The sequence below is a fragment of the Ensifer sp. CCNWLY38 genome, assembly GCF_037120565.1.
Taxonomy (GTDB): domain Bacteria; phylum Pseudomonadota; class Alphaproteobacteria; order Rhizobiales; family Rhizobiaceae; genus Ensifer; species Ensifer adhaerens_H.
Map to the genome: position 1 here is coordinate 33,663 of NZ_JBBBBO010000006.1, position 19,385 is coordinate 53,047.

At 64.2% G+C, this 19,385-nt stretch carries 17 protein-coding genes; 5 read left to right on the top strand and 12 right to left on the bottom strand.

The features are described 5' to 3' along the window. Positions 1 to 457: 457 nt before the first annotated feature. From V7S54_RS14310 to V7S54_RS14365, 12 genes are all read right to left on the bottom strand, one after another. Positions 458 to 1,897, bottom strand: coding sequence for an NAD-dependent succinate-semialdehyde dehydrogenase (locus V7S54_RS14310; RefSeq protein WP_336408607.1), 1,440 nt, complete (start codon positions 1,895 to 1,897; stop codon positions 458 to 460). Positions 1,898 to 2,138: 241 nt separating this feature from the next. Continuing rightward, positions 2,139 to 3,341 carry a 3-oxoadipyl-CoA thiolase gene (pcaF, locus tag V7S54_RS14315; RefSeq protein ID WP_336408606.1) on the bottom strand — a complete coding sequence of 401 codons (1,203 nt, stop codon included), beginning with the start codon at positions 3,339 to 3,341 and terminating at the stop codon, positions 2,139 to 2,141. Beyond that, positions 3,334 to 5,316 carry a 3-hydroxyacyl-CoA dehydrogenase NAD-binding domain-containing protein gene (locus tag V7S54_RS14320; RefSeq protein WP_336408605.1) on the bottom strand — a complete coding sequence of 661 codons (1,983 nt, stop codon included), beginning with the start codon at positions 5,314 to 5,316 and terminating at the stop codon, positions 3,334 to 3,336. Before V7S54_RS14320 ends, pcaF begins: the two co-directional genes overlap by 8 nt. A gap of 10 nt (positions 5,317 to 5,326) precedes the next feature. After that, positions 5,327 to 5,722, bottom strand: coding sequence for a RidA family protein (locus tag V7S54_RS14325; protein ID WP_058322299.1), 396 nt, complete (start codon positions 5,720 to 5,722; stop codon positions 5,327 to 5,329). Next, positions 5,700 to 6,128, bottom strand: coding sequence for an acyl-CoA thioesterase (locus tag V7S54_RS14330; protein ID WP_336408604.1), 429 nt, complete (start codon positions 6,126 to 6,128; stop codon positions 5,700 to 5,702). The genes V7S54_RS14325 and V7S54_RS14330 overlap by 23 nt, the downstream gene beginning before the upstream one ends. Positions 6,129 to 6,140: 12 nt before the next feature. Further along, positions 6,141 to 7,328 carry an acyl-CoA dehydrogenase gene (locus tag V7S54_RS14335; RefSeq protein ID WP_336408603.1) on the bottom strand — a complete coding sequence of 396 codons (1,188 nt, stop codon included), beginning with the start codon at positions 7,326 to 7,328 and terminating at the stop codon, positions 6,141 to 6,143. 17 nt (positions 7,329 to 7,345) lie between these two features. Further along, positions 7,346 to 8,542: an acyl-CoA dehydrogenase family protein gene (locus tag V7S54_RS14340; protein ID WP_336408602.1), complete on the bottom strand. Its 1,197-nt coding sequence runs from the start codon at positions 8,540 to 8,542 to the stop codon at positions 7,346 to 7,348. A 2-nt stretch (positions 8,543 to 8,544) separates the two neighbouring features. Next, positions 8,545 to 9,387 carry an enoyl-CoA hydratase family protein gene (locus tag V7S54_RS14345; RefSeq protein WP_336408601.1) on the bottom strand — a complete coding sequence of 281 codons (843 nt, stop codon included), beginning with the start codon at positions 9,385 to 9,387 and terminating at the stop codon, positions 8,545 to 8,547. Between the two features lie 2 nt (positions 9,388 to 9,389). Continuing rightward, positions 9,390 to 10,166 carry an SDR family NAD(P)-dependent oxidoreductase gene (locus V7S54_RS14350; protein ID WP_336408600.1) on the bottom strand — a complete coding sequence of 259 codons (777 nt, stop codon included), beginning with the start codon at positions 10,164 to 10,166 and terminating at the stop codon, positions 9,390 to 9,392. Continuing rightward, positions 10,163 to 12,484 (bottom strand): bifunctional salicylyl-CoA 5-hydroxylase/oxidoreductase, encoded by a 2,322-nt coding sequence (locus tag V7S54_RS14355; RefSeq protein ID WP_336408599.1) that lies wholly within the window; start codon positions 12,482 to 12,484, stop codon positions 10,163 to 10,165. Before V7S54_RS14355 ends, V7S54_RS14350 begins: the two co-directional genes overlap by 4 nt. Positions 12,485 to 12,698: 214 nt before the next feature. Further along, complete coding sequence (locus V7S54_RS14360; RefSeq protein ID WP_057255541.1) at positions 12,699 to 13,220, bottom strand: MarR family winged helix-turn-helix transcriptional regulator; 522 nt, start codon at positions 13,218 to 13,220, stop codon at positions 12,699 to 12,701. A gap of 101 nt (positions 13,221 to 13,321) precedes the next feature. Further along, the gene (locus tag V7S54_RS14365; RefSeq protein ID WP_336408598.1) at positions 13,322 to 14,080 is read right to left on the bottom strand and encodes a GntR family transcriptional regulator; all 759 of its coding nucleotides are present in this window, start codon (positions 14,078 to 14,080) and stop codon (positions 13,322 to 13,324) included. A gap of 160 nt (positions 14,081 to 14,240) precedes the next feature. Here V7S54_RS14365 and V7S54_RS14370 point away from each other — a divergent pair, with 160 nt between their 5' ends. The 5 genes from V7S54_RS14370 to V7S54_RS14390 all read left to right on the top strand — a co-directional run bounded on the left by V7S54_RS14370 (position 14,241) and on the right by V7S54_RS14390 (position 19,378). After that, complete coding sequence (locus V7S54_RS14370) at positions 14,241 to 15,230, top strand: ABC transporter substrate-binding protein (protein WP_065373961.1); 990 nt, start codon at positions 14,241 to 14,243, stop codon at positions 15,228 to 15,230. A gap of 64 nt (positions 15,231 to 15,294) precedes the next feature. Continuing rightward, positions 15,295 to 16,074, top strand: coding sequence for an ABC transporter ATP-binding protein (locus V7S54_RS14375; protein WP_065373960.1), 780 nt, complete (start codon positions 15,295 to 15,297; stop codon positions 16,072 to 16,074). 5 nt (positions 16,075 to 16,079) lie between these two features. Then, complete coding sequence (locus V7S54_RS14380; protein ID WP_336408597.1) at positions 16,080 to 17,003, top strand: ABC transporter permease; 924 nt, start codon at positions 16,080 to 16,082, stop codon at positions 17,001 to 17,003. A 15-nt stretch (positions 17,004 to 17,018) separates the two neighbouring features. Continuing rightward, positions 17,019 to 18,266 carry a kynureninase gene (gene kynU / locus V7S54_RS14385; protein ID WP_065373958.1) on the top strand — a complete coding sequence of 416 codons (1,248 nt, stop codon included), beginning with the start codon at positions 17,019 to 17,021 and terminating at the stop codon, positions 18,264 to 18,266. Between the two features lie 140 nt (positions 18,267 to 18,406). Then, a complete protein-coding gene (locus V7S54_RS14390) occupies positions 18,407 to 19,378 on the top strand; it encodes a threonine ammonia-lyase (protein WP_336408596.1) in 972 nt (323 codons plus the stop codon). The last annotated feature ends 7 nt before the right edge of the window (positions 19,379 to 19,385 follow it).

The window sequence follows — 19,385 nt, forward strand, 5'->3', positions numbered from 1 at the left end:
AGGCCGGGCTTTCACCAGGCTGCTATGCCGCAGAAATATCCGGAACATCGAGGAGCGGAGCCGTGGACGGCCGGAATTTCGATTCAAGAGGGAGATCCGGGGCTATTGGTCACCGTGTTCGAAAACCTTCGACTTGGCCCTCGGGCGCCGAACAAGCCAACCCGTCGATGTTTAGATTGCCCGGGCCACGACCTGCGCAGCGACCGACACCAACAAGGTTGCCAGAGCGACGGCCGTGCCAAATCGTGCGATCTTCATGCGGCGCCCGCGTGCGCCATTCCAATCATAACCCATCGTGCTCTCCCATGGGCATCATGCCATGGGCCCGATGGTGAGCAAACTTCGTAACGGGGGAGTAAATTTAAGACTGCTACTTCTGCGGGCGGATCTCGTGCCCTTGATAGGTGATAGGCAGCATCTCCCGCGCGCCGCCCGCGCAGGAGATGATCGAGCGCGGTTACACGCTCTTGCGCGTGACGAAGCGGGTTTCCAAATAGGCTTCGATCGCCTCGGAGCCGCCCTCCGTTCCGTAGCCGGAATCCTTGATGCCGCCGAAGGGCACTTCAGGCAGTGCCAGGCCGAGATGGTTGATCGAGATCATTCCGCTCTCGACTTCGTTTGCGAGGCGATGGGCGCTTCGCTCGGAGCCGGTGAAGGCGTAGGCCGCAAGTCCGAACGGCAGGCGGTTGGCCTCGTTGATCGCCTCATCGAGCTCGTTGAAGCGGTTGATGATGGAAACGGGGCCGAAGGGTTCGTCGTTCATGATGCGGGCGCTGAGCGGCACGTCGGCAAGCACCGTCGGCTCGAAGAAATAGCCCCGGTTGCCGATGCGATGGCCGCCGGTTGCCAACCGGCCGCCATGCTCCACGGCGTCGGCGACCAGGCTTTCGATCGCCGGGATGCGCCGCTCGTTGGCAAGCGGCCCCATGTCGATGCCAGTCTCAAGGCCGTTGCCGACCTTGATCTTCCGCGACGCGGCGACAAAACCTTCAAGGAACTGGTCTGCCACCCGTTCCTGCACCAGGAAGCGGGTCGGCGACACGCAGACCTGGCCGGCGTTGCGATACTTGCTGCCGGACATGATCGCGACGGCCTGCTCGATGTCGGCGTCCTCGGTGACGATGACCGGGGCGTGGCCGCCGAGTTCCATCGTCGCGCGCTTCATGTGCTGGCCGGCGAGTGCTGCCAGCATCTTGCCGACCGGGGTCGAGCCGGTGAAGGACATCTTGCGGATTACCGGATGCGAGATCAGATACTCCGAGATGACCGCCGGCACGCCATAGACGAGGTTGACGACGCCTGCGGGAATGCCAGCATCGACGAAGCACCGGATCAGTTCGGCCGGCGATGCCGGTGTTTCCTCGGGCGCCTTGACGATGATCGAGCATCCCGTGGTCAGTGCGGCGGACAGCTTGCGTACGACCTGGTTGATCGGGAAATTCCAGGGCGTGAAAGCGGCGACCGGGCCGACGGGCAGCTTGACGGTCATCTGGGTGACATCGGGCGTGCGCGGCGGAATGATCTGGCCATAGGCGCGCTTTCCTTCCTCGGCAAACCACTCGATGATTTCGGCGGCGCTGAGGATTTCGCCCTTGGACTGGGCCAGCGGCTTGCCCTGTTCCCGCGTCATCAGCCAGGCGATGTCGCCGGCACGCTCGCGCAGCAGCGCCGCTGCCGTTCGCATGACCTTTGCCCGGTCGAAAGCCGAGGTCGCCCCCCAGACCTGGAAGCCTTTTTGGGCGGCGTTCAGCGCTTCATCCAGATCCGCCACTTCTGCCCAGGCCACCTGGCCAATCGTTTCCTCGGTGGACGGGTCGATGACGGGAATAGTCTTGCCCGCGCGCGCCGGCCGCCAGGTGCCGTCGATATGAAGGAGGATATCCGGATACTGGGTCATGGGGGAACCTTTGAAGATTGACGTCTATCGCTTCGAGTGCAGGACGCCCCGGTGGGGAAGTGTGAAGGAGCGCGATGCCGATCAGTTGGGCGCTTCCGCCGACAATATCAAGACGCGATTTGTCAGGAATACGCGTGTCGACCCGGATGCCCTGCGGCGGCTGGCGATAAGGCCGACCCGGGATGAAGACCTCCGACCATCGGACCAGACGGTGAACGTCGGTCCTTCTAAGAGACGGACATCACGGCCGCGTCAGCAGCATCGAGATGCCCTGTCCGACGCCGATGCACATGGTGGCGATCGCACGCTTCGCACCTTGCTGCTCAAGCTCCAGTGCTGCCGTCAGCGCGAGGCGTGCCCCTGACATGCCAAGCGGATGGCCGAGCGCGATGGCGCCGCCATTCGGATTGACGTGGGGCGCATCGTCGGCCAGCCCGAGCTGCCGCATGCAGGCGAGCGCCTGTGCTGCGAAGGCTTCGTTCAGTTCGACGATATCGATGTCGCCAATTGTGAGGTTCAGGCGCTCCAGGAGCTTGCGGGTCGAAAAGATAGGGCCAATGCCCATGATGCGTGGCGGAACCCCTGCCGTCGCCATCCCGTCGACCCGGGCGAGCGGTTGGAGGCCATAGCGTTCGACCGCGCGGCGCGAGGCAAGGATGAGAGCGGCTGCGCCGTCGTTGACGCCAGAGGCATTGCCGGCGGTAACCGAGCCGTTGGCGCCGAAGGGCGTCGACAGGCTGGCAAGCTTCTCGATCGTCGTTTCGCGCGGGTGTTCGTCGTGCTCGACGCGCGTCGTCTCGCCCTTGCGCCCCTTGATCGCATAGGGGGCGATTTCGCGCGCGAAACGCCCGCTCTTCTGCGCAGCCGCCGCGCGAGCCTGGCTGCGCAGCGCAAAGCCGTCCTGGTCTTCGCGCGAGATCGAAAACTCGACCGCAACGTTTTCTGCGGTCTCCGGCATGGAGTCGATGCCGTATTGGGTTTTCATGACAGGATTGACGAAGCGCCAGCCGATCGTCGTGTCATGGATTTCGGTGCCACGCTGGAACGGGCTTTCGGCCTTGGGCATGACGAAGGGCGCGCGCGACATGCTTTCGACGCCGCCGGCGACGATGATCTCGGCTTCACCCAGCCGGATCGCGCGGGCGGCATAGCCGACGGCGTCTAGCCCGGAACCGCACAGCCGGTTGATCGTCGTTCCGGCAACCGTGTCCGGTAGCCCGGCGAGCAAGGCGGCCATGCGGGCGACATTGCGGTTGTCCTCGCCCGCCTGGTTGGCGCAGCCAAGAACAACCTCATCGATCGCCTCAATCGGAACGGACGAAACGCGCGCCAGTGCCTCGCGGATTACGTGGGCCGCGAGATCGTCCGGACGTGCGCTCGACAGAGCGCCGCCATAGCGACCGATGGGCGTGCGGACGCCGCCGACGATGAAGGCTTCACCCATGGGATTTGTCCTTGCCTTGCTCGGCTGTGAACATCGGCCCGCCCTTGTGCGCGGGAAAGCCGTAGCCGTTGATCATCACCAGATCGATGTCGCCGGGACGTGCCGCGATTCCTTCGGCCAGCAGGGCCGTTCCCTCGTCGGCCATCGCTTTCAGAAGCCGGCTCACGATCTCGTCCGCGGTGAAATCGCGCGGCGTGATGTTCTTCACCGCTCTTGCGGCTTCGATGACCGCAGTGACCTCGGGATCGACGGCCCGTTTGCCATCGGAATAGGCGTACCAACCACGGCCGCTCTTGCGACCGAGACGCCCCGCTTCGCAAAGCCTGTCGGCGATTTCGACATAGCGTGCGGCAGGATCCCGCGTCGCCGCCTGTCGCTTGCGGCGCGCCCAGGCGATCTCGAGCCCGGCCATATCGTTGACGGCGAAGATCCCCATCGGAAAGCCATAGGCCTCGAGCGCGGCATCGATCTCCTCCGGCAGTGCTCCATCCTCCAGCATGAACTCTGCCTCGCGGCGATAGGCGGAGAAAATGCGGTTGCCGATGAAGCCTTCGGTGACGCCTGAAACGACGGGCAGCTTGCCGAGACGTTTGACGAAGGCAAGCGCACTTGCCAGCACGTCCGGTGTGGTCTTGGTGCAGTTGACGACTTCGACAAGCCGCATGACGTTGGCGGGCGAGAAGAAGTGCAAGCCTACGACCCGCGACGGAGCGGCTGTCGCGGCGGCAATCGCATCGGGATCGAGGTAGCTCGTGTTGGTCGCGAGGATGGCGCCGGGTGCGACGATGCCGTCGAGCCTCTGAAACAGCTCTGTCTTAACCTGGAGATCGTCGAAGACCGCTTCGATGACGAGGTCGGCATTCGCGAGATCTCCGGCTTCGGCGGTCGTCTGCAGCCGCGCCAGGCAGCCGTCGCGGCCGGCCGCAGTCAGCCGTCCGGAGCGCAGGGTCTTGTCGAGCGTCTCGGCGACCCGTGCCCGCCCACTGGCGGCGGCTTCTTCCGTCTGCTCCAGCGCGACCACGCGATAGCCGGAGGTGAGGGCGGAGACGGCGATGCCGGAACCCATCAACCCGGTGCCGACGACACCGACGGTCTCGATCCGGCGCGGCAATACCTTGTCGAGCCCCTCGACCTTGCCGGCGGCTCGCTCGGCAAAGAAAACATGCCTGAGCGCAGCGGACTCGGTGGAATCGCGCAAGCGCAGGAAGGTCGCGCGCTCCTCGGTCAGTCCTTGTTTCAGGTCGAGCTCGCCGGCTGCCTTGACGAGACGAACGGCCTCCCCGGGGGCGGCCTGGCCGCGCGCCTTCGCCAGAACTTTTGCTTCCGCCGTGCTGACGGAAGCGGCGTCTGCCGCCGGAACGGCGATCATGCCCGTCCGGCGGAGCGGCTTGCCGGTCTGTTCCTCCACGAAAGCCAGTGCGGCACCTACGGGATCGGCGGCAACGCTGTCGGCAAGGCCAAGCGTCACGGCTTCGGCGGCCTTGACGGCACGCCCGGTTCCGATGAGGTCGATCGCCGCGACGATACCGATCAGACGCGGAAGGCGCTGCGTCCCGCCCGCGCCCGGGACGAGGCCGAGTTTGACTTCGGGGAGGCCGAATGATGCCTTCTCGCCGGCGATACGGCCGTGGCAGGCGAGCGCCACTTCGCAGCCGCCGCCAAGCGCCGCGCCGTTGACGGCAGCGACGACCGGCTTCTCAAACGCCTCGATGCGGTCGATCACGTCCGGAAGCGTCGGTTCGACCGCCGGCTTGCCGAACTCCCTGATGTCGGCGCCACCAATGAAGGTGCTGCCGGCGCCCGTGATGACCACGCCCCTAATCGTGGGGAGACTGGCCGCATGGTCGAGCGCCGCCACCAGGCCGGAGCGCACATGCGAAGAGAGCGCATTGACGGGCGCATTGTCGATGGTGACGACGAGTACGTCGTCTTCAACAAGTGCGGAAACGCTCTCCGAAAATCGGACCTCGGACATGGTGGCAGCCTCAGTCGGGGATGACGGCCGTGGCCTGGATCTCGATCTTGGCGCGGTCCTCGACGAGCGCCACGACCTGCATCGCCGCCATGGCCGGGAAATGCCGGCCGATGATGTCGCGATAGGCCTGGCCGATGCCGCGCAGATTGCCGATATATTCCTGCTTGTCGGTGAAGTACCAGGTCATCGTGGTGATGTGTTGCGGCTCCGCGCCGCCGGCGGCGAGCACAGCGACGACGTTCTTCAGCGTCTGGCGCACTTGCTCGACGAAATCGTCGGTCTCGAACTCGGATTGCGCGTTCCAGCCGATCTGGCCGCCGACAAAAACAGTGCGGCCCGTTGCAGCCACGCCGTTGGCATAGCCGATGGGTTTTGCCCAACCTTCAGGTTGCAGGATGGTGTGCATGGGTCGTCTCCAGATGTTGTGTCAGCGCAGCACGGATATCATCCGGCCACGCGTGAGAAGCGTGATTGTCGAGCGAGGTGGCAACGACCCGCTGGTTCGCCGTCCAGAGCAAGGCATCTCTTGCCGAGACCGTATGCTCCATGTCGAGCGACGAGCGGCCGATACCTCTGACCACGAGGGTGAAATCAAGTTCGTCGCCCTGAAAGCCCGGGCGAATGAAGGTGAGATCGAGGCGCACTGTCGGCACGCCGATCCGCCGCTCGTCGTTCATCGTCTTCCAGGGAAAGCCGAGCGACGCGAAGAAGTCCTCCGTCACCCCGACAAGGATGTTGAGGTAGGACGGGAAGTAGGCGATCCCTGAGGGGTCGCAGTCTCCGAAGCGCAGCGGTCTCTTGGTCGTGAACATCGACGCCGGACCTCAGTTGGCGAAGGCGGCGATGCCGGTGATGGCACGGCCAAGGATCAGCGCGTGGATGTCATGCGTGCCCTCATAGGTGTTGACCACTTCGAGGTTGACGAGGTGACGAGCCACCGGAAATTCGTCCGAAATGCCGTTGCCGCCGAGCATGTCGCGGGCGGTTCTGGCGATTTCCAGCGCCTTGCCGCAGGAATTGCGCTTGAGGATCGAGGTCAGCTCGACCGGCGGGTTGCCTTCGTCCTTCATGCGGCCGAGGCGCAGGCAGCCCTGCAGGCCAAGGGCAATTTCCGTCGCCATGTCCGCGAGCTTCTTCTGGATCAACTGGTTGGCGGCAAGCGGTCGGCCGAACTGCTTGCGGTCGATCACGTATTGCCGCGCCGTCGCGTAGCAGGACTCAGCCGCACCAAGGGCGCCCCAGGCGATGCCGAAGCGCGCGGAGTTGAGGCAGGTGAAGGGACCTTTCAGCCCGGTCACATCGGGCAGCATGTTTTCTTCCGGCACGAAGACCTCGTCCATGACGATCTGGCCGGTAATCGATGCCCTCAAGCCCACCTTGCCGTGGATCGCCGGTGCGCTGAGCCCCTTCCATCCCTTTTCGAGAATGAAGCCGCGGATCAGACCATCTGATGTCTTCGCCCAGACGACGAAGACATCTGCGATCGGCGCATTCGAGATCCAGGTCTTGGAGCCGGAAAGCAGATAGCCGCCATCGACCTTGGTGGCCTTGGTGATCATCGAGCCGGGATCGGAACCATGATCGGGCTCGGTGAGGCCGAAGCAGCCGATTTTCGTGCCGGCAATCAGTCCCGGCAGGTATTTGCGTTTCTGGTCCTCGCTGCCGAAGGTATAGATCGGCACGATCACCAGCGACGACTGGACGCTCATCATCGAACGGTAGCCGCTGTCGACCCGCTCGATCTCGCGGGCGATCAGGCCGTAGGAGACGTAATTCAGTCCGGCCCCGCCATATTCCTCGGAGACCATCGGGCCAAGCAGACCGAGCTCGCCCATCTCGGCAAAGATCGACGGGTCGGTCTTTTCATGGCGGAAGGCCTCCTGCACACGGGGCGCAAGCCGGTCTTCGGCATAGCCCTCGGCGGTGTGCCGCACCATGCGTTCTTCTTCGGTCAACTGCGCATCCAGGTTGAATGGATCCTGCCAGTCGAATGACGCCTTCGAACCATGCATGTTCGACATCCCCCTCGTTATCGTCCCGTGCCTTTCATCAGCTCGCGGCCGATGATGAGCTTTTGAACCTCGGTCGCGCCCTCGTAGATCCGCAATGCCCGGATCTCGCGATAGAGCCGCTCGGTGATTTCGCCGACGCGCACGCCGCGGCCGCCGAAGAGCTGCAGCGCCTGGTCGATGACCCATTGTGCATTCTCGGTCGCCGTCATCTTGGCCATGGCCGCTTCCCGCGTGGTCGGCCGCTTCTGCACGTCGCGCTGCCATGCCGTGCGGCAGGTCAGAAGGGCGGCTGCGTCGATCGCAGTCGCCATCTCGCCGAGCGTGCTTTGTGCCGTTGGCAGATCGGCAAGGGTCGCGCCGAACATCTTGCGGTTCTTTGCATGCGCCAAGGCCTCGTCGAGCGCCCGGCGGGCAAAGCCGATCGCGGCGGCAGCGACGGACGGGCGGAAGATGTCGAGCGTGCGCATGGCGATCTTGAAGCCTTCGCCCGGACTGCCGAGAAGCTGTGCGGCCGGGATGCGGCAATTGTCGAAGCGAAGCCGAGCAAGCGGATGCGGCGCAATGGTCTCGATGCGCTCGGCGATCGTGAAACCCGGCGTATCGGCAAAGACCACGAAGGCGGAAATGCCGCGTGTGCCGGGCGCCTCGCCGGTGCGGGCAAAGACGGTGTAGACGTCGGCGATGCCGCCGTTCGAAATCCAGGTCTTTTCGCCATCGAGGACGAAGTGATCGCCGTCCCGCCGCGCGGAACAGGCCATCGCCGCGACGTCCGAGCCCGCGTCGGGTTCGGACAGCGCAAAGGCGGAGATCCACTCGCCGCGGGCGACCTTGGGCAGAACGGCCTGCTTTAGCGCCTCGGAGCCAGAAAGGCTGATCGCGCCGGTGCCAAGTCCCTGCATGGCGAAGGCGAAGTCGGCAAGGCCGTCGGTATAGGCAAGCGTCTCGCGGATGAGGCAGAGCGACCGGCTATCGATCTCCTCGCTGGCACCGCCAAATGCCTTCGGCACGCAATGGCGAAGCACGCCTGCGGCGCCAAGGACGCTGACGAGGTGTTTGCAGGCAGCATCGACATTTGCATGATCGATTTCGCCGAGGCCGCCACGGGATACGAAGTCATCCAGCTCCGCGGCAAGCGCACGATGGCCATCGTCGAAGAACGGCCAGTCGAGATGGTCGCGGGTTGGTGGGCGCAAAGCCGTGTCATGGGAACTCATGCTCAATTCCCTTTGAATTCCGGCTTCGCCTTGGCGGCAAAGGCCTCGAAGGCGCGGCGGAAATCGCCGGTCGCCATGCAGATCGCCTGGGCCTGGGCTTCCGATTCGATCAGCTGGTCGATGCCCATCGCCCATTCCTGGTCGAGCATCTTCTTGGTCATCGCATGGGCGAACCAGGGGCCATCAGCGATGGTTCGTGCGAACTTCTGCGCTTCTGCAAGCAGGGACGGACGCTCGTGCAGGGCGTTGTAGAAGCCCCAGGCGTGGCCCTCGGTCGCGGTCATGACCCGGCCGGTGAAGAGCAGTTCGGCGGCGCGGCCCTGGCCGATGATGCGGGGAAGAATGCCGCAGGCGCCCATGTCAGCACCCGCGAGCCCAACGCGCGTGAAGAGAAAGGCCGTCTTCGCTTCGGGCGTCGCGACGCGGAAATCTGAAGCCATCGCCAAGATAGCCCCGGCGCCGGCGCAGATGCCGTCGACGGCCGCGATCACGGGCTGGGGGCAGGCACGGATCTGGCGCACCAGTTCGCCGGTCATGCGGGTGAAATCCAAGAGATCCGGCATCGACATGCGCGTCAGCGGCTCGATGATCTCGAAGACGTCGCCGCCGGAGGAGAAGTTGTCGCCGGCGCCGGTCAGCACCACGGCGCGCACGTCGCTGGCGCGGGCAAGCGACCGGAAGAGATCGCAAAGCTCCTCGTAGCTCTCGAAGGTCAGCGGGTTCTTCTTTTCCGGACGGTTGAGCGTGATTGTTGCGACCCGGCCGTCCGCGTCCGTTTCGAACAGGAAGTGCTTGGCCTTGTGGCCCTCAAAGGCGCGCTTCTTGGTCTGCATCGGGTTTGTCATCTCTATCCTCCGAGAACTTCGCCGCCGGCAACAGCGATCGCCTGGCCGGTGATTGCGGTCGACTTCTCCGACACCAGCCAGGAGACGGTGTCTGCCACCTCATCCGGGGTCACCAGGCGCCCTTGCGGATTGGAACGGGCAAGGCTGGCGCGCGCTTCGTCACGCGAGCGGCCGGTCTTTTCGCTGATGGTATTGACGGCGCCGTCGATCAGCGGCGTGTCGGTGAAGCCCGGGCAGACGGCATTGACGGTCACGTCGGTGCGGGCAAGCTCGAGCGCCAGCGCACGCGTCAGGCCGATGACGCCGTGCTTCGAGGCGCAATAGGCGGAAACATAGGCATAGCCGGTGAGGCCCGCTGTGCTCGCAACGTTGACGATGCGGCCGTTGCCGGCGCGGCGCACGGAGGCAAGGGCCGCCTGCGTCACCAGAAAGACGCCCGTCAGATTGATGGTCAAGACCCGCTGCCACAGCGCGAAGTCGGTTTTCTCGAATGGCGCCGAGGGCGCTTCGCCGGCGCAATTGACGAGAACGGCGATGTCTCCGGCCTCCGCAATCGCGGCTACGATACCGCGTTCGACGGCCTCCGGATCGGTCACGTCGAACCCGGCGCACACGTGTGCTTCGCCGCCTGATGAGACGATTTCCGTTCGCACGGTTTCAAGCGGACCGGCGCGTCGCCCGGCCAGGCTGACGACATGGCCGTCGGCGGCAAGCGCCAGCGCGATCGCCTTGCCGATTCCGCTTCCCGCGCCTGTGACAAGGGCGTGCCTCTTGCTCATGGCTTGCCCGCCGTCGTTGCCGCACGCGCCAGATTGTTCACATATTGCGCGCGGGCGGAGTGGTACTGCTTCGGCCAGGGCTGATCGTCATAGCCGATCTTTGCCGCTTCATGCATGACGAAGGATGGGTCGGCCAGATGCGGGCGGGCAATCGCGCAGAGGTCGGCGCGACCGGCAGCGATGATGGAGTTGGCGTGGTCGGCCTCGGATATGGCCCCGACGGCGATGGTCGCAACCTGGATCTCGTTGCGGATCTTGTCGGAAAACGGTGTCTGGAACAGGCGGCCGTAGACCGGCTTTTCTTCCTTCACCACCTGACCGGAGGAGCAGTCGATCATGTCGGCGCCGGCCTCCTTGAACAGGCGGGCAAAGATTGCCGCGTCCTCGGGCGTGTTGCCGCCCTCGTGCCAGTCATGCGTCGACAGGCGCACCGACATCGGCCTGTCCTCGGGCCACGCATTGCGAACCGCATGGAACACTTCGAGGGGGAAACGGGCGCGGGCCGCATGGTCGCCGCCATACTCGTCCGTGCGACGATTGGTGAGCGGCGACAGGAAACTCGACAGCAGGTAGCCGTGCGCCACGTGCAGTTCGAGGATGTCGAAGCCAAGATCGCGGGCGCGCTCTGTGGCCTGCACGAAGTCGGCGACGACGCGGCCCATATCCGCCCGCGTCATTTCGCGCGGCGTGTCCGAATGCTTGAGGTAGGGCAGGGCTGAGGCCGAAATCAGCGGCCAGGCGCCTTCGCTCAGGGGCTGGTCGATGCCTTCCCAGGGCACCCTGGTCGCACCCTTGCGCCCCGCGTGGCCGAGCTGGATGCCGATTTTCGCCGGCGTCTGGTGGTGTACGAAGTCGACAATGCGCTTGAAGGCCAACGCCTGCTCGTCGTTCCAGAGGCCAAGGCACCCGGGCGTGATGCGGGCATCGGCCGATACGCAGGTCATTTCCGGAAAAACGAGAGCGGCGCCCCCCATGGCGCGCGCGCCCAGATGCACCAGGTGAAAATCGTTCGGCACGCCATCGGTCGCCGAATACATCGCCATCGGCGAAACGACGATGCGGTTCTTCAGCGTCAGGCCGCGGAGCTTGAACGGCGTGAACATCGGAGGCGGGACCGTGCCGTTTGCGGCCGGCTCGACGCCGGCGCGTTCGGCGAACCAGCGCTCGAAGCCTTCGAGCCAGTCCTTGTCGCGCAGGCGGAGGTTCTCATGGCTGATGCGCTGCGAGCGGGTCAGCATCGAATACATGAACTGCTCGGGCTCCAGCGTGTCGGCATAACGCGTGCCGACGACTTCGAACCACTCCATGGCATTGCGGGCCGCGTTCTGGATGCGGGCGACATCGACCCGGCGCACTTCCTCGTAAGCGCTAAGCACCGCGGGAATATTGGCCTTGTCGTGGCCGAGAATGTCGAATTGGCGGGTGAGCTCGATGGCGTCGTCGATCGCAAGCTTGGTGCCTGAGCCGATGGCGAAATGGGCCGTATGGGCGCTGTCGCCCATCAGAACGACGTGGCTGCGGCCGTTGAAGTGGCTCCACTTCTCGCAGATCAGCCGACCGAAATTCAGCCAGGCCGAGCCACGCAAATGGCGCGCATTGGTCATCAGCTTGTGGCCGTCGAGGGTCCCGGCAAAGAGCTTCTCGCAGAACGCGATCGACTGATCCTGGTCCATCTGGTCGAGGCCATGGGCCCTAAAGACGTCATCGGTGGTCTCGACAATGAAGGTCGAGGTGTTTTCGTCGAAACGGTAGATGTGCGCCTGGAACCAGCCATGTTCGGTGCGCTGGAAATCGAAGGTGAAGGCGTCGAACTGCTTGTTCGTGCCGAGCCAGACATAGCGGTTCGGCCGAACGACCATATCGGGCTGGAAGACGTCGGCGTATCTGTTGCGGATCTTGGAATTGACGCCATCGGAGGCGATGATCAGATCCGCGTCGGCGAACTGCTCGTCGCTCTCGACATCCTGCTCGAACACCAGTTCGACGCCGAGTTCGAGGCAGCGCTCCTGAAGGATGTTGAGCATCTTCTTGCGGCCGATGCCGACGAAGCCGTGGCCGGTCGTCCTGATCTTGCGACCCTTGAAGACCAGTTCGATATCGTCCCAATGGTTGAAGGAGATCTCGATCGCCTCGGCCGTCTCCGGATCCCATTGGCGCATCGATTGCATGGTTGCGTCCGAGAAGACGACGCCCCAGCCGAAGGTGTCGAAGGCGCGGTTCCGCTCGACCACGGTTACGTGGTGTTGCGGGTGCTGGCGCTTCATCAGCAGCGCGAAATAGAGCCCGGCTGGCCCGCCACCGATACAGACGATCCGCATGTCGTTCTCCTCCCGAGTTCCGGCTGCGTGTGTCGCTGTCGAGATGCCGTTGGCCGTCATCCCGGACTGCTGGGAACAAGGTGGACTCGTTCGGGAGAAATTTCAAGCTTAAAATTGTTTTGGGTGGACGTGATGCCTATACGCGCGTTCAGACGACGGCGCGTGGTCATCACGCCGCTCTATGCTCTTGCGAAAAGGGAAGAGGTCTTGCGCCTCAGGAGTTGCGGGCCAGGGAAGCGATAACGGACCGCTTGAGCTTGGCAAGCTCGTCCATCAGTACGCCACCGTCCTGCGGTGAAACACCCGCGAACAAGTCGGAGATCCAATCGGCATGGGTTGCTGCCATCTTCTCGAATTCGGCGCGGCCGAAGGGGGTCAACGCGATGACCTGCACGCGGCGATCCGTCGGGAGCGTCGTGCGGCTGATGTGGCCGCTCTCGGTCAAGCGCTCCACCAGCACCGTAATGTTGCCGGGCGAAACCATCATGCGCTTCGAAACTTCACCCAGCACCATGCCATCGGGGGCGCGTTCGAGCTGGGCCATCAGGTCGAAGCGCGGCAAGGTCGAATCGAATTCTTCCCGGAGCCGGCGACGGATCTCGCTCTCGACCAGCGTCGAACAGGTCAGCAGGCGCAGCCAGAGCCTGAGCTCGGCGCGGTGATCGCCTGGAGCTTCGAGCGCCTTGGTCTCGCCATCCACCCATTCCGGCGAAGTATCGAACTTGTCTTCACCCATCATTGCAAACGCCCGCTTCTTTTCCTGCGCCTTGGCAGGCACTTCCCTGTCTCTTTGCTTTTAGAGACGTTTCCGGCTCTTGGACAGGCTGTCACGCGCCGTCATTTGGACGCATGCCGCGGCAACGGCGGTGAACGGCCGCTATCTTCGGACTGGTCGTAGACATTGACCGTAAAGCCGATGTGGTCGGTCATCAGCTTTCGGGCGCGGTCGACGTCGCGGTCGAATGCGGCCTCCATCAATTCCGTATGATGCTCTATCGCCATCGCGTCTTGCAAGGCGGCGACTGCTTCCTCGTAGCCCTCGCTCATCCCCGCGGCAGCGCGCAGTGTGGGGGCAAGGCTCAGGAAACGGTGGTGGCGGCGGAGCTGGTCGGAGATCGTCGCCTGGAAGCGAGAAAGCCAGCTCGATCTCGCCGCACCGATCAGGGCGGTGTGGAAGGCGGCATGCTTCTCGTCCCACTCGTCGATCTCGCTTTCGGAGACGTTTTCGACGGCAATCTTGCAGCGCGACAAGCGATAGTGGGCGGTGACGACGGCGGACTCCCATGCGCTGTCGCCATTTTCGATCGACTCGACGAGCAGCGGAAGTTCGACGACCAGTCGCGCCCGGGTGAGGTCGTCGAGCGCCTCTCGCGAGACCGGCGCGACGGCAAAGCCGCGATTGCTGATCGCGGTGACAAGACCCTCCGCTTCCAGCCGCGACAGCGCTTCGCGCAGAGGCGTCCAGCCGATCCCGTAGCTTTCGCGCAGCGCGCTCAGCTTCATCGGCGCGCCGGGCTGCAGCCGCGTCGCCAGAATGTCGCGGCGAAGCAACCGGTAGGCCGATTCGGTTTTGGTCGACTGTTCGTGGTCTTGCATCAAGTTCCCTTAACGCCCGCATCGGATCGACACAAATATATATAGTTCTGCGGCTCAGTTGAAAATATATATATTTGTTTGACAAGACCTCCGACCGTCGCCATCATCCACGCACGCCGCCGAGGAGGGCGGTAACGCTCGTCAAATTCTGGGAGGGATTATGAGCAGGCTTAAGAGCACTTGGCTTTCGGGGTTGGTCGTCGCCGGCGCAATGGCGTGGGGACTGGGAACGGCTGCCGCTGATCCGATCCGCATCGGCATCGCCAATTTCGGCGAACATCCGCAATTGAGCGCGTCGATCGCCGGCTTCAAGAAGGCGCTGGCCGAAAACGGCTTCGTCGAAGGCACCGACGTCGTCTACACCGAGAGCCACACCAATTTCGACGCCTCGCTCGTTCCGCAGATGATTGCCAAGCTGCAGGCCGAACAGCCGAAACTGATCTATACGATCACCACGCCGGTCTCGCAGATCGCCAAGAAGGCGCTCGCCGGCTCCGGCATTCCGGTCGTCTTCTCCGCCGTCACCGATCCGGTGGCCGCAAAGCTGGTTCCGTCCTGGGAGGCCGGTGACGAGGGCATGACCGGTGCGACGGACCTTCAGGATGTGGCCGCCGTGATGGCCTTTACCCGCAAGCTGCTGCCGGATGCCAAGCGCTTCGGCGTGCCCTACAATCCGGGCGAGGCGAACGACACGGCGCTGCTCGACAAGATCAAGGAAGCCGCACCCGCCGCCGGCTTCGAGGTCGTCGCCGTCGGCGTCGACAACGTCAACGACATCCAGCAGCGCATCGCTTCCTTCGCCGGCAAGGCCGACGTGATCTACACGCCTGCATCCAATCTGCTGCAGCCGGCCATCGGCGCCGTTTCTGCGGCGGCACGCCAGGCAGAGATCCCGATCGTCAACTCCGACGACGGCGCCGTCCGCGATGGTGTCGTGCCGGCAAGCTTTGCCGTCAACTACGAGCAGGTCGGTGTCAATGCCGGCAAGATCGCTGCGGAGATCCTCAAGGGCAAGGACCCGAAGACGATCGCACCGTCGCGCCCGAGCTATGAAGACCACGCGCCGCTGATCTCGAAAAAGGCAACGGCCGCCTTCGGCATCGAAGTGCCGGCATCGCTCGCCACCGACTGCAGCTGCGTCGTCGACTGATCTCCAATTGGTCTCAACAGTGACGGCGCCAGGAGTGCCGTCACTCCACGGATAGGGGGAGCCAATGCTGGAAATCAGATCGGCCCGCAAGGTTTTCTACAAGGGGCAGGCAGACGAGAAGGTCGCGCTCGACGGCCTCAAACTCAGCCTCGCCACAGGCGAATTCGGTGTCGTCATCGGCTCGAACGGCGCCGGCAAGAGCAGCATGCTCAACGCCATCTCTGGCGCGCTCGTGCTCGATAGCGGCCAGGTCGTCATCAATGGCGACGACGTGACGGCCATGCCCGTCCACAAGCGTGCCATGCGGCTTGCCCGCGTATTTCAGGACCCGATGCGCGGCACCGCCGCCAGCATGACGGTGGCGGAAAACATGCTGCTCGCCGAACTGCGCAGCAACAAGCGCACCCTGCGCCGCGGGCTCAATGCGACGCGGCTTGCCACCTACAAGGAACGGCTGTCGCTGCTGGGCCTTGGTCTCGAAAACCGTCTCGACACACGGGTGGAGCTTCTGTCCGGCGGACAGCGGCAGTCGCTGTCGCTGATCATGGCGGTCGGCGGTGAGCCGGAGCTGCTGCTGCTCGACGAGCATACCGCAGCACTTGATCCGCGCACCGCCGATATCGTCATGCAGGCGACGATCCGCGCGGTCGAGGCCCTGAAGCTGACGACGCTGATGGTGACACACAACATGCAGCATGCGGTGGATTTCGGCCACAAGGTGATCATGCTCGATGCCGGGCGGGTGCGTCTCGAAATCGATGGCAAGGAAAAGGCGCAGACGACCGTGCCGGATCTGATCGGCCATTTCTCCGTCAAAACCGACCGCATGTTCCTGGCGAGCTGACGATCATGGATATTCTTCAAAACACCATCGCGAGCTTCGTCTCGCTCGTTCCCGTCACCCTGGCGCAGAGCCTGATCCTCGCTTTCGTCGTGCTCGGGATCATGATCCCGTTCCGCATGCTGAGCTTCCCGGATCTGACCAGCGAAGGCGCGTTTCCGCTCGGCGGCTGCGTCTGCGGCGTGTTGATGGCGGCGGGCATGTCGCCGCTCGCCGCGATCGCCATCGCGCTCGTCGCCGGCTTCGTCGCCGGCTGCTGCACGGCTTTCATCCATCTCAGGTTCCGGATCCACACCCTGCTTGCCGGCATCCTGATGATGACGATGCTTTATTCGATCAATCTCAGGATCATGGGCCGGTCGAACCTCTCGGTCTTCGGCGCAACGACGGTTTTTGACTGGGCGCCGGGACTGCAGCCGGGATTCCCGGCCAGCAAGATCGTCGTTGCCGGTTTGATCGCGCTCGTCGTCTTCATCCTGCTCTACCATTTCTTCCGCACTGAGAAGGGCACCGCGGTCCGCGCCGTCGGCGCCAACCCTGATATGGCGGAAGCGCAAGGCATCAACGTCTGGCTGGCGACGATCGGCGGCGTCGGTCTTGCAGGCGCGTTTTCCGCAGGCAGCGGCGCGCTGATGGTGCAGTCGCAGGGCTTTGCCGACGTCAACATGGGCCTCGGCATCCTGATCAACGGCCTTGCGGCGCTGATGATCGGCGAGGCGATCGTCGGCAAGCAAAGCGTGCTGCGCCAGCTCGCGGCCCCCTTTGTCGGTGCGATCGTCTACTATCAGCTCGTCTCCTTCTGCCTGGCAGCCGGTATGCCCCCGCCGGACCTGAAACTTGCGACCGGCCTGTTCGTTCTCGCCATGCTGGCTCTTCCGAGCCTCAAGCGAAGCCGCGGACCGGCACCCGCCCGCGAAACCGTTCGCGAATAGATGAGGACCACCTTCATGAATGCAGTTCCTGATTTTGCTGCGATCGAGGCGATGGATGCCGCCGATGTGCTGCGTCCGATGCGCGAGCGGTTCATCCTGCCGCCGAACCTCATCTATCTCGACGGCAACTCGCTTGGCGTCGCCTCGACCGCCGCTTTCGACGAACTTCGAAAGGCCGCGACCGAGGAATGGGGCCAGGATCTCATCCGCAGCTGGAACACGGCCGGGTGGTTCGAGATGCCGCTGGCGCTCGGCGACCGGGTCGGGCGCTTGATCGGGGCGGCCGCCGGCCAGACTGTCGTTTGCGATACGACGTCGATCAACATCTACAAGGCCCTGCATGCGGCCATGGCGCTCCGCCCTGATCGTTCTGTCATCGTCAGCGAAGGCGGCAGCTTCCCGACGGATCTCTACATGGCCGAAGGCGTGGTTTCGACGCGTCCCGGCGCCTCGCTGCGCCTCGAAGGTGTCGATGCGCCCGACATCGAGGACCTGATCGACGGCAGCGTTGCCGTGGTTCTCGTCAATCACGTGAACTACAAGTCCGGCGAGTTGCGCGACATGGCGGCGCTGACGCGCAAGGCGCACGAGCATGGCGCGCTGGTCATCTGGGACCTCTGCCATACGGCCGGCGCCCTGCCTGTTGATCTCGACGGCGCCAACGTCGATTTCGCCGTCGGCTGCACCTACAAGTACCTGAACGGCGGCCCCGGCGCGCCCGCCTTCATCTATGCCGCGACCCGTCACCACGGCGATATCCGCCAACCGCTCACCGGCTGGTGGGGTCATGCCCGCCCCTTCGCCTTCGAAAAGCGCTATGCGGCCGGCGAGGGCATCCGTCGTTTCCTCTGCGGCACGCAGCCGATCCTGTCGCTGCGGGCGCTGAAGGGCGCGCTCGATGTCTGGGACGAGGTCGACATGGCGCACCTGCGCGAAAAGAGCATCCGGCTCACCGATCTCTTCATCACGCTCGTCGAGGCGAAGTGCGGCGCTTACGGGTTGGAGCTCGAGAGCCCGCGCGACGGGACAAAACGCGGCAGCCAGGTGTCGTTCAGCCATCCGAACAGCTACGAGATCATGCAGGCGCTCATTGCCCGCGGCGTCATCGGCGATTTCCGTGCGCCGACGACGATGCGTTTCGGCTTCACGCCGCTCTATGTGAGTTATGCCGACGTTTGGAGGGCGGTCGAGATTCTGGAAGAGATCCTCAGCACCGGCGCCTGGCAGGACGCGCGCTTTGCTGTCCGGGCCGCCGTGACCTGATTGATGGCACCTAAGAACTGCGGGCGGCATTTCGCCCGCAGCGTCTTGTTCAGACGCTGACTGAAGTCGCCGCCCGCAGCGGATTCGTTCAGAGCCGCTGTGCCCGAAGGTGAGAGGACGGCTAACGGGGGACTTTCGCAATGACGACTGCAGCACGGCGCCCGACACTGGATGAAATTGCCGAGGCTCGCGGCCGCATCGCGCCCCACTTCGCGCGAACCCCGCTGGTGCGGCTCGACCTCGGCGTTCCCGACCGGCAGATCTTCCTGAAACTCGAGACCCTTTCACCGATCGGCGCCTTCAAGCTCCGTCCCGCCTTGAACGCCGTATTGTCACGCGATCCGGCCGATCTGCAAAACGGCGTGGCGGTCACCAGTTCCGGCAACATGGCTTACGGCATGGCCTGGGCCGCGCGTCTCATCGGCGTGCCGATGGTTGCCTACATGTACCACGGCGCGCCGCAGACCAAGATCGACGGCGTGCGCGAGCTTGGCGGCGAGGTGCGCTTCGTCACCCAGGAGACTTGGTGGGACTACATTACCGATGCGGCCCGTCCGGATGCGCCGGAACTGCTGATCAATCCGGTGACCGACCAAGCGGTGCTCGCCGGCAACGGCTCCATCGGCATGGAAATCATCGAGGACCTGCCCGATGTCGACGTGGTGCTCACCTCCTATGGCGGCGGCAGCATGACGACTGGGGTCGCAAGCGCCGTCAAGGCCATTTCCGACCGTTGCCGTGTCTTCGCGGTCGAGGATGACAGCGCCGCTCCGGTTTCGGCCGCACTTGCGGCCGGACGGATCGTGACGATCGAGACCCGCCCGTCGTTCATCAAGAGCATCGGAGCGCCATCGCTGGTGCCGCAGCTTTGGCCGGTCGCACGGGACCTGATCGATGGGGCGATCGCCGTCAGCCCCGCAGATGTGACCGATGCGATGCGGCTCCTGTTCAGGAAGGCCAAGATCGTTGCGGAGGGCGCAGGGGCTGCCTCGCTCGCCGCCGCGATCGCGCGGCCGGATCTCAAAGGAAACATTGTCTGCGTCATTTCGGGCGGCAACATCGACGCGGCTGCCTATTCGACGGTACTGGGCGGCGGCATTCCCTCGGCCTGAACGGCAA

What these genes read in the sequence shown, in the direction of transcription:
- V7S54_RS14310 (WP_336408607.1), bottom strand. Translation starts at nt 1,897, where the DNA reads ATGACCCAGTATCCGGATATCCTCCTTCATATCGACGGCACCTGGCGG.
- pcaF (WP_336408606.1), bottom strand. Translation starts at nt 3,341, where the DNA reads ATGGGTGAAGCCTTCATCGTCGGCGGCGTCCGCACGCCCATCGGTCGC.
- V7S54_RS14320 (WP_336408605.1), bottom strand. Translation starts at nt 5,316, where the DNA reads ATGTCCGAGGTCCGATTTTCGGAGAGCGTTTCCGCACTTGTTGAAGAC.
- V7S54_RS14325 (WP_058322299.1), bottom strand. Translation starts at nt 5,722, where the DNA reads ATGCACACCATCCTGCAACCTGAAGGTTGGGCAAAACCCATCGGCTAT.
- V7S54_RS14330 (WP_336408604.1), bottom strand. Translation starts at nt 6,128, where the DNA reads ATGTTCACGACCAAGAGACCGCTGCGCTTCGGAGACTGCGACCCCTCA.
- V7S54_RS14335 (WP_336408603.1), bottom strand. Translation starts at nt 7,328, where the DNA reads ATGCATGGTTCGAAGGCGTCATTCGACTGGCAGGATCCATTCAACCTG.
- V7S54_RS14340 (WP_336408602.1), bottom strand. Translation starts at nt 8,542, where the DNA reads ATGAGTTCCCATGACACGGCTTTGCGCCCACCAACCCGCGACCATCTC.
- V7S54_RS14345 (WP_336408601.1), bottom strand. Translation starts at nt 9,387, where the DNA reads ATGACAAACCCGATGCAGACCAAGAAGCGCGCCTTTGAGGGCCACAAG.
- V7S54_RS14350 (WP_336408600.1), bottom strand. Translation starts at nt 10,166, where the DNA reads ATGAGCAAGAGGCACGCCCTTGTCACAGGCGCGGGAAGCGGAATCGGC.
- V7S54_RS14355 (WP_336408599.1), bottom strand. Translation starts at nt 12,484, where the DNA reads ATGCGGATCGTCTGTATCGGTGGCGGGCCAGCCGGGCTCTATTTCGCG.
- V7S54_RS14360 (WP_057255541.1), bottom strand. Translation starts at nt 13,220, where the DNA reads ATGGGTGAAGACAAGTTCGATACTTCGCCGGAATGGGTGGATGGCGAG.
- V7S54_RS14365 (WP_336408598.1), bottom strand. Translation starts at nt 14,080, where the DNA reads ATGCAAGACCACGAACAGTCGACCAAAACCGAATCGGCCTACCGGTTG.
- V7S54_RS14370 (WP_065373961.1), top strand. Translation starts at nt 14,241, where the DNA reads ATGAGCAGGCTTAAGAGCACTTGGCTTTCGGGGTTGGTCGTCGCCGGC.
- V7S54_RS14375 (WP_065373960.1), top strand. Translation starts at nt 15,295, where the DNA reads ATGCTGGAAATCAGATCGGCCCGCAAGGTTTTCTACAAGGGGCAGGCA.
- V7S54_RS14380 (WP_336408597.1), top strand. Translation starts at nt 16,080, where the DNA reads ATGGATATTCTTCAAAACACCATCGCGAGCTTCGTCTCGCTCGTTCCC.
- kynU (WP_065373958.1), top strand. Translation starts at nt 17,019, where the DNA reads ATGAATGCAGTTCCTGATTTTGCTGCGATCGAGGCGATGGATGCCGCC.
- V7S54_RS14390 (WP_336408596.1), top strand. Translation starts at nt 18,407, where the DNA reads ATGACGACTGCAGCACGGCGCCCGACACTGGATGAAATTGCCGAGGCT.